This is a genomic window from Phenylobacterium sp., from assembly GCF_036563385.1.
In the GTDB taxonomy this organism is placed as follows: Bacteria; Pseudomonadota; Alphaproteobacteria; order Caulobacterales; family Caulobacteraceae; genus Phenylobacterium.
The window spans coordinates 96,621-110,809 of record NZ_DATCML010000008.1 but is presented as its reverse complement, the minus strand read 5'-3'; the positions used below and the strand labels follow the sequence as shown (position 1 = coordinate 110,809).

Below are 14,189 nucleotides of genomic sequence, written 5' to 3'. Positions count from 1 at the left end.
GACACGGCAAGGCGCTGAGCTCTTCCTCCCCCGGCACCGCGCCGACGGCGCGGGGTCCAGCGCGCCGTCCAGCGGCGCCTCAGATGTTGGATCCGGGCCCTACCCGGCGTGGTAGCTCAAACCGTCGCCCGGCCGATTGCGTCGCCACGGGTGTGCAGGAGTTGGGCGGAGGGCTGGGGATGCGTCGCTCCAAGATCATCGTGGGGATCGCTGCGCTGACGACCGCGGCCGTCGCCGTCGGCACGGCGGCGGCGGCGGTGGTGCTCGAGCGCGCTGCGGTCGGCGTGCACAACAACCCGCTGCGGCTTCTCGGCTTGGTGCAGGCGAGTTACGCGCCCGGCTGCGTCCCCGCGGTAAATCCGATCGCCTGCCATGTGAACGGTCGAGCTTGGCGGCTGCAGAGCTCGGGCGCAGCGTGGTCCGCGCGCTCTGATGGCGTGAACGGCTACCGGTTCGAGGTCCGGCCTGGCGATCATTGGGCCAAGGATGTCGGGCACGCGGGCTTCAAAGAACGCGCCGAACTGTCCGACCTGGCGCGCATGCCCTATGGCAAGGACATCTGGCTGGCCTTCACGCTCGAGGTGGAGCCGGGGCCGCCGAGCACCTCCGCCTGGGTGAACCTCGGCCAACTTCACGCGACAGCCGACCGCGGCGAGCCCGCAACGTCCCCACCGTGGGTGCAGAGGCTGCTGCCGAACGACCGCTTTCAGGTCGAAGTGCGCCAGACACACGAGGATCCGATCCGGGAGGCGCCCCCTCCCATCGTGATCTTCGAGGACCCCAAACTCGAGCGCGGTCGCCCCTATCGGTTCGTCTATCAGTTTCGCGTCAGTCAGGAGCAAGACGGGATGGTCCGGCTGTGGCGCGACGGCGTGCTGGTGGCCGACTACAGAGGCCCGCTGGGCTACCCCGACAAGCGCGGCCCCTACTTCAAGTTCGGCGTCTATCGCGCGCCCGCGCCAGGGGGTGAGCGGATGGCTGCGCGCTACAGCCACGTCACGCTGGGTCCGGAACCACCTCCGGACGGCTAGTCACCGCAAGGAGCTTCGCCATGGCGAGCAGTCAGTCGGCGGCGCGTGCTGAGGAATATCCTGGGACGAGCACAGGCCCGCTTCGGGTCGTGGTGGTCGACCTCAACAACTTCTCTACATTTCCGACCCTGGCGATCGGCATCCTGCTCGCGTCGCTGCGAACCGCAGGCTTCGAGGCCACCCTGCTGTCTCCGCTTGCGGACGATGTTCCGGCGGTCGAGCGAGAGCGGCCCGACCGCTACCTCGATCACGTGGCGCGTCGGCTGCACTTCGCGACCGGGCCGATGAAGGCGGCGCGAGATGCTGCCCGGGCGGCCTACTATTGGCGGCAGAACCGGCCGCATCCCAAGGTTCTGGCGATGGTCAAACGGGCGATCCAGGGCAAGCCTGACGCCATTCTGCTGTCTGCCTACCTGCAGCATTTCAACACGGTCGAAGCGTTGGCGCGCCTTGCGGCAGAGGCAAAGGTGCCGGTGATCCTGGGCGGGCCGGTCTTCAACCTGCCCAAGGTGGCGGAGGCCTGGAGGCGCCTTCCCGGGCTGAGCGCGATCGTCGGCGCGGAAGCTGACGTGGTTTTGCCGGAGATCGTTCGTGCGGTTTGCCGCGGCGGCGACCTGACGGTCTTCGAGGGGGTGACCCTGCCGGACGGCCGGCGCACCGCCGACGCCAGGCCGCTGCGTCCGCTGAATCAAAGGCTGGTTCCGGATTTCACGGACTTCCCCTGGGAGCGATACCGGGTGCGGATCATCCCCTTGATGGCAGGCCGAGGCTGTCAGTGGGACCGCTGCACGTTCTGCAGCGACATCAGCTCTGTGTCCGGGCGGACCTTCCGCAATCGCAGCGTCGAGGACGTCATGCACGAGATGCGGGAGCAATCCCGGCGGCACCAGACGCAGAACTTCATGTTCCTCGACCTGAAGCTGAACTCGAATCCCCACCTGATGCGCAGCATCGTCGAGAACGTGCAGCGAAACGTCCCGGGCGCCCGCTGGATCGGCACCGTCCATGTGGACCAGCGCCCCGACAACGGCTTGACCCGTGCGGAGCTGCAGGCGGCTGTCCAGGCGGGCATGCGGCGGGTGAGCTTCGGGCTCGAAAGCGGCAGCCCCCGGATGCTGGCTCTTTTCGACAAGGGCTGCACCGTAGAGCGGAATGGTGAGTTCATCCGCACCGCATACGAAGCGGGGCTCAGTGTGCGCTGTACGATGTTCAGTGGCTATCCGGGCGAAACGGCGCGTGACCTGGAACTGACGTCTGAGTTTCTTGCCAAGCATGGCGAATTCATCGACCGCGTGCGGTTCAACGCCTTCTCCCTTCAGGAAGGCACGCTGATCCACGACAGGCTTCAAAAGGGATCCACGGAGAGCGACGGCATCCGCCTGGGTGAGCTGGATGCCCGTTACGGCCGCCGGGCTTTCGTGAACGCCCGCGAGCGCCCGCTGAGCTACCGCCGCGCGCGGGCGCGGGTCCTCGATGCCGTCTATGCGATCAACAGGCGAACGATCCGCCCCTCGGCCCGCGAGTTCGACGGGTTGATGTGAGCCTCGCATGCCCACGCTGCGCGCCAGCCTAGCCCATCCGCACCGTCACGGGCCGTTGCTGACGCCCGCTGCGGGCGTGGGCAAACCCGAGCGGGAGGCGGGAGACGGCGGACATATCAACGTCTGTCTGTTCAACAGCGACGATCCGCGCGGCGGCAAGATCGGTGGGACCAGCACCTACGTGCGGGATTTCATCACCTACTGCCCAAAGGAGTTTCGGCTGTTGGTGGTTGCGCCCGATGAGATCGGCGACCTGGATCCAGGCGTGATCAGCCAGGTGGTGTTCAGGGGTCGGCAGATCGACTTCTTCCCGCTCATGCGGGCGCCGACCGCTCATAACGAATATCCGGACAGCATCGTGAAGTCAGAAACGTTCCGGTTCGCCGGCGCACTACTTCGTCGCTGGTGGCGGTTGCGCGCCCTCCTGCGCCGCGGGAGATATTCGGTCGAGATCCGACGCGTGGAACTCTCGCCGATCGTCTGGTCCTTCGCCTGTCCTTTCATCCAGATGGTGCATGTCTGGGGGCGCAAGGATCAACCGATGAGCTCGATCCTGGGGCGGCACACGGCGTTACGCGGGATGCTGGAGGCGTTCGCCGCGACCACCGCCGCCCGCTACTTCTCGGTGAACCCGCAGATGACGGCCATGTACAAGCGCGCCTTTCCCTGGGCGGCCAGCAAGATGGCGACGCTCACCACCTGGGCCGACCCTTCCACTTATCAGCCCAGCCCCTTCGACCTGGCCGAAGACAAGATCCGGCTGGCCTACGTGGGACGGGCCGATCGTTTCAAGCGCCTGGACCTCCTGTTCCAGGTCGTCGCGGAGCTGGCCAAGGTCGCTCCGGCGCCCGTCGAGCTTCACTACGTCGGCGACGGAGACCTGCCGTCCGTTCCTGGTTTTGAAGGCGTTTCGAACCTGATCGTGAACCACGGCGTGCTGCGGCCACCTGAAATCGCCAACGTCTGGCGGAACGTCCACATCGGCCTTCTCACCTCGGAGTTCGAGGGCATGCCTCGCGCACTGCTGGAAGCCCTGTCATGCGGCAGGCCCGTGGCGGCGTTGCACCTGCCGCAACTGGAGGCCGTCATCTCTCCCGGCGTGAGCGGGCGGCTCGTGCAACGCTCGGGGCGCGAGGTGTCCGACATGGTTGGCGCGATCCTCGAGCTGTACGCCGCCATTCGTGAGGGCAGGATCGAGCCGGCGGGCGTCGCAGCGACCATCGACAGGTTCCGGCCCGAACCCCTGCTCGATGAGGTCTACGCGGCGCACCGCAGCCTCCACCGCCGCAAGTGGACGGACAGGGAAGTCGGATCGTGGCGCAAGCGCGCGCCCGCCTAAGGGGCGGCGACGGGCGCCGTCAGCACGCCCCGGCGCGCGCGGCGCACCAAGAGCCGACGCACCTCGTCCCTCGTGTTGTCGCCATCATCGGCTGCGCGCGGAGCGGCAGCACGCTCCTTGAAGGCAAGCTGCAGCAAGCCGCCGACGTGACCGCGCTCGGAGAAGTCGCCCATCTCTGGAGCCGAGGCTTCCTCCGCGACGAGCTCTGCGGGTGCGGCGTGAACTTCTCGCGATGCGAGTTCTGGACCGAAGTCATAGCCAAGGGCTTCGGAAAGGTTCACGCGGCCGACGCGCGCCGGTTCGATGCGGCCTTTCGCGCCGCCGTGGGTGGGGTCGTCCACCTCGAGACCAGACGTCGGCGGCCGGCCGGCGACCCGCTCTTTCGGGAGATCGCGCGCGAACTGTATCTCGCAGCCCACCAGGTGGGCGGCGGCAAAACCCTGCTGGACTCCAGCAAGCCCGCCCGTTTCGCCGCTTCACTGGAGGCTTCAGGCGCTGCCTGTGTCCTGCCGCTTCACCTGTTCAGGAGTTCTGCGCCAAACGTGCAGAGCCTGAGGACCTCGAAGCCACGCCCCCAGTCACAGGACGGCTCATATGCGATGATGCCGAGCTCCAAGACCTTGGCCCACGCCATCGCCCACTGGATCTTCCGGAACGCTCAAGCGAGCGACTTCATGCGCCGGCACGATGGCCGCAGCCTCACGATCCACTTCGATGACTTCCGCCGCAACGTGCAGCCGCAACTGCAAGCGATCATGGCGCGCCTCGAACTTCCGGCGCGGCGCAGCGGCGCGCGGCCCACATGGCACAGCGTGTCGGGCAATCCCGTTCGCTTCGAGCGCGATGGACTGGACGTCCGGGTCGAGGAGCGGGCGACGGCCTGTCTCAACGCGATCGAACGCGCGATCGTGGCGCTCACAACGACACGGCAGCAGATGCGCCTGGAGGCCTGCGCGCTCGCGCACGTACTCCACCCTACTCAGAGCAGCTCCACCGGTGACCCCGCACCTGGCGCGGCGACCTTTGCGCGGGGGAGCGACCCGCAGGGGGCGACTTGAGGGGGCCCGTTGGCGCAGAGCGCGGCGCTTGCGACTTCCCTAGCTCAGCTTTGCGACCACCCACGCCTCTACGCCCTCGAAGTCGGGGATTACGGGGCTCGAAGGCTCCGCCAGGCGGCCGAATCCCGCTTCGACGAACCAGCCGGCCTCGCCGTCCAGGTCGGGGTCCAGCCAGCTCAGCACCGCGCACAGCCGGCCGTCGCAGAGCACCAGCCGGGCGGAGACGCAGCGGCCCTGCAGCAAGAGCTCGACGGGCTGGAGGGTGATCTTCACGCGGCTTTGCGGGGGATCAGATGGAGGTAGGTGGGATCGAACGACGCCAGCCGCTCGAGCTCGTCCCAATCCAGTATCACCGCCGTCGTGCGGGTCAGCTCGATCAGGCGGCGCTGCCTGAGCTCCTGCAGGACGCGGTTGATGTGCACGGGGGTCAGTCCAAGGGCGTCGGCCAGGTCCTGTTGCGTCACCGGGAGGGGGAAGCTTCGTTCCTGGGCAAGGCCGGCCGCCTGGTGTTTGCAAAGCAGCTCGCAGAGCAGGTGAGCCACACGGGAGTCGGCCGGAAGGCGGCCGATGCCCATCATCCACTCACGCGCGACGGCCGCGTCGATGAGGGTGTCGCGCCACAGCAGATGGCAGATTACGGGGTTGCTGTAGATCAGCCGCTTCATGTCATCGAGACGGATGAAAGCGACCTTCGTCGGGGTCAGCGCGGCGATGCTGTGGTCCATCGTCTGCAGGTGCACGCTCTGCAGATCGGGTGTGTCGCCGGCGATGTGGAAGGCCATGATCTGGCGCTTGCCCTCGGCCACCAGCTTGTAGCGGCAGGCGAAGCCGCTCAGCATCAGGCCGCACGTGGTCGGCGTGTCGTGAAGGCGAATGATGTCCTCGCCGCGCGCGAAAGACCGCGTGACAACCTCGAGATCGCCCAGCGCGGCCAGTTCGCCGGTCGGGACGTCAGCGACGCTCGTCAGCTTGGCGATCAGCTGAGCATGTTCGGGGAGGCTGGCGAGTCGAAAAGACAATGGTGTTGCTCCCGTAGGGCGGGAGCACACGTTGTCTCTCAGTCAGCGCATGCCGTGATGAGCACCAATGCTTGAGATATGGGGACGAAGCGCCCGATCCAAGCGCGGCCGGTGCTGCGAAATATTCCGCTCAGCGCCCTTAACCCATTTGAGTTTCGGCCGCGTCGCTGCGGCCTATTCAACAGGAGCCATGCCAGTCTTCACATGCCTCATCACCGACAGCCGCTATTCTGTCCCGACGCTCTCGTTGCTGATCACGGCCGCGGAGGCGCAGGCGCAGGCGCTCGCTCGGGACGAACTGCAAGCGAGTCCGTTTCATCGCGCCTACGAGCTACTTGCCGGCGATCGGCTCGTCGCCGCGGAAGCCAAGTGAGACGCCCGAACGCGGCCTCGCGCCCGGTTCTCACGCTCGCTGTGCTCCGACACCATGACGGCTGGCGGGTCTTCGGCCCGACGGGCGGCTGGCGCCGCTTCGACTACAAGGTGGACGCCGAAGAGGCGGCGCTCCGGCTGGCGGCGCAGGCGCGGCGGCCCGCGCTGGACGTGGAGGTGCTGGTTCAGAACGCCGCAGGGGAACTCAAGCTGCTCATCGCCACCTAGGCGGCGCCGGAGCGAGCCTTTGGCGCAACCGTCAGCGTCTTCCTGCTCGGAGCCGGCGCGATCCTTTGAGCCCGATGGAACACGGCGTCGGCTGGCGGGTTGGCTTTCGCCTACAGCCCGCAGGACCTGCCATGCCGCTTCTGTCGATCCTTCGCTTCTTTACCACCCTCCTCTCGCTCCTGATCCTGGGCGCGGCGGGCTACCTGCTGTGGACGTGGTATCAGGGCGACTGGGTCCGCGACGCCGCCGGCGTCCCGCATACGGTGCGCGAGGACTGGCGGCTGTGGACGGGCCTGGGCCTGCTGGCCTGGTCGGCCCTGGGCCGGTTCGTGATGCTGCCGCTGCTCGCGCGCCGGGACGAGCGGCCCAGCCGGCCGGAGCGCGGCGAGGGACAGGAGATCGCCGGCGCCAGCGGGGCGACGCTCTATGTGGAACGGCATGGCCGGGCCGACGGGCCGCCGATCATCTTCACCCACGGCTGGGGCATGGACAGCACCTTCTGGTCCTACGCCAAGGCGGACCTCGGGGACCGGTTCAACCTGACCCTCTGGGACCTGCCGGGCCTTGGCAAGAGCCGGGCGCGGCAGGTGGGCCTGCCCGCCTTCGCGGCCGATCTCGCGACCCTGCTGGAGGCGTCGGGCCGTCGCCCGGTCGTCCTGGTCGGCCACAGCATCGGCGGCATGACCATTCAGACCCTGGTGCGCGACCGGCCGGAGCTGGCCGACCGGATCGCCGGCGTGGTCCTGCTGAACACCACCTACACCAACCCGCTGAGGACCATGATCCTGAGCGGCCTGCTGCGCGCGCTGCAGAAGCCCGTCATCGAGCCCGCCATGCGGCTGACCAAGGTGCTGCATCCCCTGGTCTGGCTGTCCAAGTGGCAGAGCTACTTCAGCGGCTCCTCGCACCTGGCGCACCGCTTCGGCTTTGGCCGGTACGTCACCCGCAGCCAGCTGGAGCACGTGACGCTGCTGTCGACGCGCAACCCGCCCGCCGTCGAGGCGGCGGGCAATCTCGCCATGCTGCACTGGGACGCCACCGGGGCGATGGCCCGGTTCCGCCGGCCGGTGCTGGTGATCGGCGGCGACATGGACATCGTCACCAAGCTGGAGGCCAATCGCGAGATCGCCGACACGGCGGCGCAGGGCGAGCTGTTCGTGGTCGAGGGCGCGAACCACCTGGGCCCGATGGAGCGCGCGGACCTGTACAATCGCCTGATCGCCGACTTCGCCCTGGCCGTGCAGCCCGCCGTGCACGCCGACCTGCCGCGGGAGCGCCCGGCGGGGATCCCGCCGGCCGAGACGGACCGCAGCTTCGACGCCGACCGTCCGCCCCTGCCCCGAGGTCCGCGTCCGATCTGACCCGAGCTCGCGCTCAGGTCACCACGAGCCAGGCCCCCGGCGTGAGCTGTACGCCCACAAGCACCATGCGGTCTCCGCCGCCGACGTCGATGACGGTGTCGGCTCCGGAGAGGCTGACCGTGTAGCCGGGTGCGCCGTCCACGAAGACCCGGTCCCCGTCCGCAAGGCTGAAGTCGGTGACGCGGTCCAGCGCGCTTCCCGGCTGAACGTGGAAGTCGTCGGCCCCGGCGCCGCCCGTGATCGTGTCGTCGCCGCGGTCGCCCCAGAGCCAGTCGGCGCCGTCGCCGCCATGCAGCTGGTCATCGCCCTGGCCGCCGCGGACCCAGTCGGCCCCTGCCCCGCCGTCGCACGTGTCGTCGCCAAGGTTGCCGTAGACGATGTCCCATCCGGCGTCCCCGAACAGCTGGTCCTGGTCCTTGCCGCCGACCACCCAGTCGTCGCCGTCGCCGCCGCGAACGGTGTCGTTGCCCGCGTTGCCGTGACTGTCGTCGAACCCGGCCCCACCGAGGATCAGGTCGTCGCCGTCCTCGCCCCGCAGGTAGTCCAGCCCGGCCCCGCCTTCGAGGGTGTCGCCGCCCCATCCGCCGACCAGGCGGTTGTCCAGGTCGTTGCCGCGGATCCGGTCGGCGGAGGCGCCGCCGGCGGCGTTTTCGATCCGCGCGCCCCAGGCGATCGAGATCCGGTTCTGGCCCGCCAGGCGCGAGAAGCCGCCCTCGGCCAGGTCGATGTCCGTGGGCCCAGCCGCGGCGCTGGCGTCGATGCGGTCCACGCCGCCGGTGTCCCAGATGGCGAAGATCCCCGGATCGTCGGCGAAGGTGTAGACGCTGTCGCCGGCCGCCTCCTTGGTGTTTGCGCCCCAGCGGGCCTGCAGGGCGGCGATGTCGTACAGCTGCAGCTGCAGGGCGCTGGCCGCCCCGTCGCCGCGCACATAGGACATGACGGTGTAGTCGCGGTGGTCCTCGTCCGCGGGAAGGTAGGGAGCGGCCGGCGTGGCGCCGGTGGTGTCGTAGTCGCCGGTGTGCTTCAGCATCATGGCGTGGCCGACCTCGTGAAGGATCAGCCAGCGGGCGTTGACGCCGGCCAGGTCGACGTCGTCGTCGAAGACCACGCCGGCGTGCCAGCGCTTGATGGCGGTCTGGCCAGTCGAGTCTGGCCCGGTCCAGATGCGCCACCAGGTCTCGGCGACGGAATCCACGTTCACCCGGCCGAAGGAGATCACAGACTCCGGTGACCCCGCCGCCACCTCGACAAAGCGCACGTCGACCACGGACTCGTACTCCCGCAGGCCCCGGCGCACGGCTTCCTTCTGATCGGCGGTCCAGCCCGTCCAGCCGCTGTAGGGGCGCAGGAACTGGGCGGATTGCTGATCCTCGAAGGTATAGGTGATCGTCAGCTGGCCGGCCGCCCCGCCCCACACGTCGAGCGGGAGGGGCAAGGGGGTCTGCACTGCGGCGATGGCATGAGCAGGGGCGGGCATGGCGCTACTCCGAAAGCCGGAGGAGCATGCGTCCACCAGCCCCGATGCGCTACCGCTGATCTCCGGCTGACGCGCGCCGCCGAGCGAGCTTCCGCCTCAGTGCTCGGCCGCGAGGATGTCGAGGGCGACCTTGAGCACGGCCTCAAGCCGGGCGGCGTCGCGCTCGCCGCCGGCGGCCTCGCGAGGCGTGAGCTCGCGACCGCAGACCAGGTCGCAGGCGCCGACCAGATCGGACTGGTCGAACAGGCGGCGACGGCAGGCGGCCAGGGTCTCGGCGGCATGCTGGCGCCCGCGGGACAGCTTCACCAGGTGCGAGAGCGACGGCCCGGGGGTCACGTTGGTCCCGGGCTGGACTTCCAGGGTGGAGCCGATCGGCGGCGCGGCCTCAGCGCGGCGGAAAGCCTCGCCGTAGCGGAGGCCGGCCTCGACCTGCCGCTCTGTAAGGCGGCCCTTGCGCGCCAGCCACTGCAGGCCGGTCTGGCGGCGCCAGGCGGTCTCGCGGCCGCCCGGCTCGGGCGGCGCCTTGGTGATCGCGGCGCCGCGGGCGCGCGAGAGGGCCACCGTCTCGGCTACGCCCTCGGAGACGGCGCGGGCTTCGGCGCGGGCCTTCTCGCGGCGCTCGAGCAACTGCAGGCGGGCGCGCGTCTCGCGCGCGGGGTCGAAGGGTCTGCCCATGGGGGACTCCGGATGCTTGCGGATGTGGGTCAGGTCAGCGGAGGCCGCGGGCGACCACGGCGTCGGCCAGCCGGTAGACCGCCTCGCCGGCCGCCCGCTCGCCCTCGATCACTACGAGGCCGGCCGCGGTGTGGGCCAGGAGCTCGCGCAGGAAGCCCGCGCGCTCGGCGGGCGGCCGCCGGGCGAGCGCGCCGGCCACCACCTTGGCGGCGTCGGGGCCCGCCTCGAGTGGGCGCGGGCTCATCGCAGGCGCTCGGGCAGGACCGGGAAGCCGCCTGCGGCCAGAACCGCCGCGAGGTGCCGCCGATGATGGGCGAAGCGCGGGCGCAGGGCGTCAGGATCGCGCCACTTCCGCGCCTGGAACGTCCGTTCCAGACGTAGGGCCGCGATAGGCATGAGGCCAAGTTGCAGGCGGGCCGCCGCCGGCGGGGTCCCGCCACGGCGGAGCGCAACGTAGGCGGCGCTCGCGTGAGGAGAGAGGTCGTGGGTCGCTGTCGTCATACGGGAACTGTAGATTATGTACAGTGATTGCGCCACCACATTTTGTAGGTTATCTACAGCGTCGAACGGCCGCAGGATCTTCGCCATGGACGACCGCTCCCAACGACTGCGTGAGGCGCGCATCGGCAAGGGATTCGACACCGCCGCGGCCGCGGCGGACGCGTTCGGCTGGAACCGCAACACCTACGCCTCGAATGAGAACGGCAACGCGCCCTTCTCCTACCGGCGCGCGAAGGATTATGCGGCGGCGTTCGGCGTGCGGCCCGAGTGGCTGTATGACTCCGCCGGACCGATGCGCCCGACGGCCGAGCCGGGGTTCGTGCGGATCATCGGGCGGGTGGGCGCGAATCCCGAGGGCACGGTGCTGTTCGCGACCGGCCAGGACCCCGCCGACCTTGCGCCGATCCCGCCAGGCGGCACGGACAGGGCGGCCGCCCTTCTGGTGGTCGGTCATTCCATGCGCGGCGTGGCCGATGACGGCGCGCTGATCTACTTCGAGGACCAGCGCACGCCGCCTACGCCCGACATGCTGGGTCACGTCGTGGTGGTGGAGGTGGATACCGACGAGGTGCTGGTGAAGCGGCTGCTGCGCGGCTCCCGCCCCGGCCTGTTCGACCTCGAGAGCGTCGCCGGGCCGACCCGGCACGACGCCCAGCTCCGCTGGGCGGCGCACATCACCGCGATCATTCCGCCGTACCAGGCTCGCCGCATCATCCGGGGCGCCGCCTGATCCGTAGAGCGGATACAGTCGCCGACTGTATGTGATCTACATATGGACGGCGGACGCGCCGCCGCCGTATCTGACACGCCATGTGCAATGAATACCGTTTCAAGCAGTCCCTCGACCGCATCGCCCGGGAGTTCAGCGAGCTGAAGCTGCCGCTGCACTGGGTGGGCGGCGCGCCGAACCTGGAGCCCAGGGACTCGATCCGCCCCACCGATCCGGCGCCCATCCTGCTGGGGTCAGCGGAGGGGGTGGAGTTGAAGCAGTTGCGCTGGGGGTTCGTGCAGCCCGGCCGGCCGCCGGTGATCAACTTCCGCTCCGAGGGGCGGCGCTTCCCCAACGGGCGTTGCCTGATCCCGGCCGACGGCTTCTACGAATTCACCGGCGACACCAAGCCCAAGTCCAAGTGGCTGTTCGAGCGGGCGGACGATCGGGAGCTGTTCTGTATCGCCGGCTTGGTGCGGGACGACCGTTTCACCATGCTGACCTGCGAGCCCGGACCCGACATCGCGCCCTACCACGACCGGCAGATCGTGATCCTGCACCGGAAGCACTGGGCCGACTGGCTGGGTCCGGCAGAGGCGCAGCCGCCGATCGGCCCCCTCCCCGCCGGCAGCCTGCGCGTCACCCAGGTGCGCTGAGACGCCGGAACAGCTAGGCTCCGCGTCCGGAGGCCCCATGCGCACGCCCATCGTCGTCCTTGCCGTCGCCCTCGGGCTGTCGGGCTGCACCCTGGCCTACAACGAGCTGGAGCAGGTGACCTACGACCTCTGCCAGCGGCAGTCGGCGCACCACGAGTGTCGCAACAACGGCTATGTCCACGCTGGCGCGCGGATCCTGGAGGACCCGACCTTCGGCCAGCCGGCGCGGGCGCCCTCCGACCTGGGCGAGCCAGCGCCGCTTTAGGCCAGGGTGCGGGGGCCGAGGTCGCGGCCGTAGAGCTCTCGGGCCCAGACCGGCAGGTCGGGCGCCACCAGGGCCGGGCGCCCGCCGACGAAAGCGATCACCCGCCGCGGAGCGCGGCCGAGGACGCTGTTGTCGAACACGTGCCCGAAGTCGGCGAGCAGGATCGCCTCCCGGATTAGCGCGGGGTTTCGCGCGAAGCGGCCGCGGATATTGGCCTCGGGCACAGGATGGCCGCCCGCCCCAGCCCGCTGCGCCACCCGCGCCACCGCCTCGTCGGCCGATCCGAGGGAGAGGTGATAGACCACCAGTTCGTACCCGAGCACACGGGCGCGGCGCAGCAGATCGAGCTTGGATGGATGGGAGAAGGTTGTCTCGACCACCAGGCTTCGGCTGGCGGCCATCAGCTCGCCGCGGCGGGTTTCGGCCAGCCGCTGGCCCAGCTCGGCGTCCGCCCGACTGAGGGCGTGGCGGCCCAACTCGGCGAAGCAGAGTCGGTCGGGATTGACGAACTCAGCGTCGGTAAGCCGCCGGATGACGGCCTCGTAGAGCGAGGTCTTGCCCGCTCCGTTCGGTCCGGCCAGCAGGTGGAAGGTCGGCCGTGCGCCGGCCATGGATCAGCGGACCGGCGTGAGCCGCCCGCCTTCGCGCCGGACCAGCCGGCCGTTCCCGTCGCTGCCGACGGCGCCCTCCTGCTCGCCCAGCGCCTTGAAGTGGGCCTCGGTGGCCGCATCCCACGGGTCGCCAAGCTGCAGGTTGAACGCGAGCCGCTCGGCCTCACTGAGGTCGTCATACCTGAGCTCGCCCTGCAGGGCCTGGCGGACACGGTCAACGCCGACCCCGGGGGTGGCTTCGAACATGCGGCCGAGGCGGGCCCAGTGCTCCACCTGGGCGCCCAGGGAGCGGTTGAACACCTCGGCCTCCCGACGGGCGGCATCGAGGAAGTCGGCGGACAGCTTCACGGATGCGTGCCGTGCGGCCATGGCGTGCTCCTTCGCTGGTGTCAAAATGCCACCTGAGGGGCGAGGTTGCAAGACTTGGGTGTGGCGCTCAGCGATCGAGCCGCTCTCGCAGGGTGGCGAGGGAGGCAGGGAAGCGGCGGGAGAGAGGGGCGGAGAGCCCGCTCGCAAGCGTCACCAGATGGTCGCCAGCCCCGGTCGGGGCTAGCGCCGTCACCCGGTCCGCCCGCACCAGCCAGGACCGATGGGTGCGCACGAAGCCGTAGGGCGCAAGCTCGGCTTCGGCGGCGGCCAGGGTGGCCCGGACCAGCGGGCGAGCGCCGTCCGCGAGCTTCAGCTCCACATAGTTGCCGCACGCTTCCGCGGCCTCGATCAACTCGGCCGGAAACCGCGCCGCCCGGCGCCCGTCCGGCAGGCGCACCTCCTCCGGGAGCGCAGCCGTCCGCGGCGGCCGCCGCGGCGCGAACACCACGATCAGGCTCAACAGCACGTAGCTGATCAGGTCCTTGCGGTATTCGTAGAGCCAGTCGGCGCCGAAATCGAAGTCGTAGCTGCGACCAACGAGCGCCCAGACGAGGTGGCGCAGGCCCACCATGGCCAGGATGTGAACCGCGGAATAGGCCGTCGCCCCGGCAAGGTGCACGGCCAGGAACCTCGGCCACCCCAGCTGCCCAGGCCGCAAGCGGGCGAGCGGCGCCACAAGGCAGAAGGCCAGCAGGATGCCCGCGCCGCTGGTGTACTCGTAGGCGAACGCCGGCACCGGCGGCACCGGCACGCCGATGCGCCGCCCGTCGTGGAGTTCGCTCAGGACGTTGACGGTGGTGACCGCCAACACCCCAACGCCTGCGATTGCGATCGCGACGCCGCTCGTCCCTCGCCGCCAGCCGGCCATCACGAGCGCCAGCCGCTCGCCCCAAGCCTGCCGCCGCACGTCACGCACCGGCTTCACGCCCGCGTCGGGTTCAGCGGATGAGGAGGTCTCGTCCACGCCCAGAGCCACC

At 69.7% G+C, this 14,189-nt stretch carries 19 protein-coding genes; 10 read left to right on the top strand and 9 right to left on the bottom strand.

The window, feature by feature from the left end; genetic code table 11:
- The first annotated feature begins 179 nt into the window (after positions 1-179).
- Genes VIL67_RS07210 through VIL67_RS07195 form a run of 4 tightly spaced genes read left to right on the top strand, consistent with a single transcriptional unit; the run spans position 180 to position 4,969 of the window.
- Positions 180-1,031, top strand: coding sequence for a heparin lyase I family protein (locus VIL67_RS07210; protein WP_332048196.1), 852 nt, complete (start codon positions 180-182; stop codon positions 1,029-1,031).
- A gap of 20 nt (positions 1,032-1,051) precedes the next feature.
- Positions 1,052-2,572 carry a B12-binding domain-containing radical SAM protein gene (locus tag VIL67_RS07205; RefSeq protein WP_332048195.1) on the top strand — a complete coding sequence of 507 codons (1,521 nt, stop codon included), beginning with the start codon at positions 1,052-1,054 and terminating at the stop codon, positions 2,570-2,572.
- A 7-nt stretch (positions 2,573-2,579) separates the two neighbouring features.
- Positions 2,580-3,911 (top strand): glycosyltransferase, encoded by a 1,332-nt coding sequence (locus VIL67_RS07200; protein WP_332048194.1) that lies wholly within the window; start codon positions 2,580-2,582, stop codon positions 3,909-3,911.
- Positions 3,887-4,969, top strand: coding sequence for a hypothetical protein (locus VIL67_RS07195; protein ID WP_332048193.1), 1,083 nt, complete (start codon positions 3,887-3,889; stop codon positions 4,967-4,969). The genes VIL67_RS07200 and VIL67_RS07195 overlap by 25 nt, the downstream gene beginning before the upstream one ends.
- Before the next feature lie 39 nt (positions 4,970-5,008).
- On the opposite strand, the gene VIL67_RS07190 is transcribed toward VIL67_RS07195, so the two are convergent.
- Positions 5,009-5,242 (bottom strand): hypothetical protein, encoded by a 234-nt coding sequence (locus VIL67_RS07190; RefSeq protein ID WP_332048192.1) that lies wholly within the window; start codon positions 5,240-5,242, stop codon positions 5,009-5,011.
- Positions 5,239-5,988, bottom strand: coding sequence for a Crp/Fnr family transcriptional regulator (locus VIL67_RS07185; RefSeq protein ID WP_332048191.1), 750 nt, complete (start codon positions 5,986-5,988; stop codon positions 5,239-5,241). Before VIL67_RS07185 ends, VIL67_RS07190 begins: the two co-directional genes overlap by 4 nt.
- Before the next feature lie 190 nt (positions 5,989-6,178).
- Here VIL67_RS07185 and VIL67_RS07180 point away from each other — a divergent pair, with 190 nt between their 5' ends.
- From VIL67_RS07180 to VIL67_RS07170, 3 genes are all read left to right on the top strand, one after another.
- Positions 6,179-6,361: a hypothetical protein gene (locus tag VIL67_RS07180; protein WP_332048190.1), complete on the top strand. Its 183-nt coding sequence runs from the start codon at positions 6,179-6,181 to the stop codon at positions 6,359-6,361.
- Positions 6,358-6,588, top strand: a complete 231-nt coding sequence (locus VIL67_RS07175; RefSeq protein WP_332048189.1) for a hypothetical protein — start codon at positions 6,358-6,360, stop codon at positions 6,586-6,588. The genes VIL67_RS07180 and VIL67_RS07175 overlap by 4 nt, the downstream gene beginning before the upstream one ends.
- 131 nt (positions 6,589-6,719) lie before the next feature.
- Positions 6,720-7,949, top strand: coding sequence for an alpha/beta fold hydrolase (locus VIL67_RS07170; RefSeq protein WP_332048188.1), 1,230 nt, complete (start codon positions 6,720-6,722; stop codon positions 7,947-7,949).
- Between the two features lie 13 nt (positions 7,950-7,962).
- Here VIL67_RS07170 and VIL67_RS07165 read toward each other — a convergent pair whose 3' ends face one another.
- The 4 genes from VIL67_RS07165 to VIL67_RS07150 form a co-directional block, all read right to left on the bottom strand.
- Entirely contained in the window at positions 7,963-9,426 is a 1,464-nt protein-coding gene (locus tag VIL67_RS07165; protein ID WP_332048187.1) for a M10 family metallopeptidase C-terminal domain-containing protein, read from the bottom strand.
- Between the two features lie 96 nt (positions 9,427-9,522).
- Positions 9,523-10,101, bottom strand: coding sequence for a hypothetical protein (locus VIL67_RS07160; protein WP_332048186.1), 579 nt, complete (start codon positions 10,099-10,101; stop codon positions 9,523-9,525).
- A gap of 34 nt (positions 10,102-10,135) precedes the next feature.
- A complete protein-coding gene (locus VIL67_RS07155) occupies positions 10,136-10,345 on the bottom strand; it encodes a hypothetical protein (protein ID WP_332048185.1) in 210 nt (69 codons plus the stop codon).
- Complete coding sequence (locus VIL67_RS07150; protein ID WP_332048184.1) at positions 10,342-10,689, bottom strand: hypothetical protein; 348 nt, start codon at positions 10,687-10,689, stop codon at positions 10,342-10,344. Before VIL67_RS07150 ends, VIL67_RS07155 begins: the two co-directional genes overlap by 4 nt.
- Here VIL67_RS07150 and VIL67_RS07145 point away from each other — a divergent pair.
- The 3 genes from VIL67_RS07145 (at position 10,688) to VIL67_RS07135 (ending at position 12,232) form a co-directional block, all read left to right on the top strand.
- Positions 10,688-11,332 (top strand): peptidase S24, encoded by a 645-nt coding sequence (locus VIL67_RS07145; protein WP_332048183.1) that lies wholly within the window; start codon positions 10,688-10,690, stop codon positions 11,330-11,332. The two genes, VIL67_RS07150 and VIL67_RS07145, sit on opposite strands and share 2 nt — an antisense overlap.
- 80 nt (positions 11,333-11,412) lie before the next feature.
- Complete coding sequence (locus VIL67_RS07140; RefSeq protein WP_332048182.1) at positions 11,413-11,967, top strand: SOS response-associated peptidase; 555 nt, start codon at positions 11,413-11,415, stop codon at positions 11,965-11,967.
- A gap of 37 nt (positions 11,968-12,004) precedes the next feature.
- Positions 12,005-12,232, top strand: coding sequence for a hypothetical protein (locus VIL67_RS07135; protein ID WP_332048181.1), 228 nt, complete (start codon positions 12,005-12,007; stop codon positions 12,230-12,232).
- Here the strand turns inward: VIL67_RS07135 and VIL67_RS07130 are convergent.
- From VIL67_RS07130 to VIL67_RS07120, 3 genes are all read right to left on the bottom strand, one after another.
- Positions 12,229-12,843, bottom strand: coding sequence for an ATPase (locus tag VIL67_RS07130; RefSeq protein ID WP_332048180.1), 615 nt, complete (start codon positions 12,841-12,843; stop codon positions 12,229-12,231). The two genes, VIL67_RS07135 and VIL67_RS07130, sit on opposite strands and share 4 nt — an antisense overlap.
- A 3-nt stretch (positions 12,844-12,846) precedes the next feature.
- A complete protein-coding gene (locus VIL67_RS07125) occupies positions 12,847-13,212 on the bottom strand; it encodes a TA system antitoxin ParD family protein (RefSeq protein ID WP_332048179.1) in 366 nt (121 codons plus the stop codon).
- A 67-nt stretch (positions 13,213-13,279) separates the two neighbouring features.
- Entirely contained in the window at positions 13,280-14,188 is a 909-nt protein-coding gene (locus tag VIL67_RS07120; protein WP_332048178.1) for a LytTR family DNA-binding domain-containing protein, read from the bottom strand.
- Between the last annotated feature and the right edge of the window lies 1 nt (position 14,189).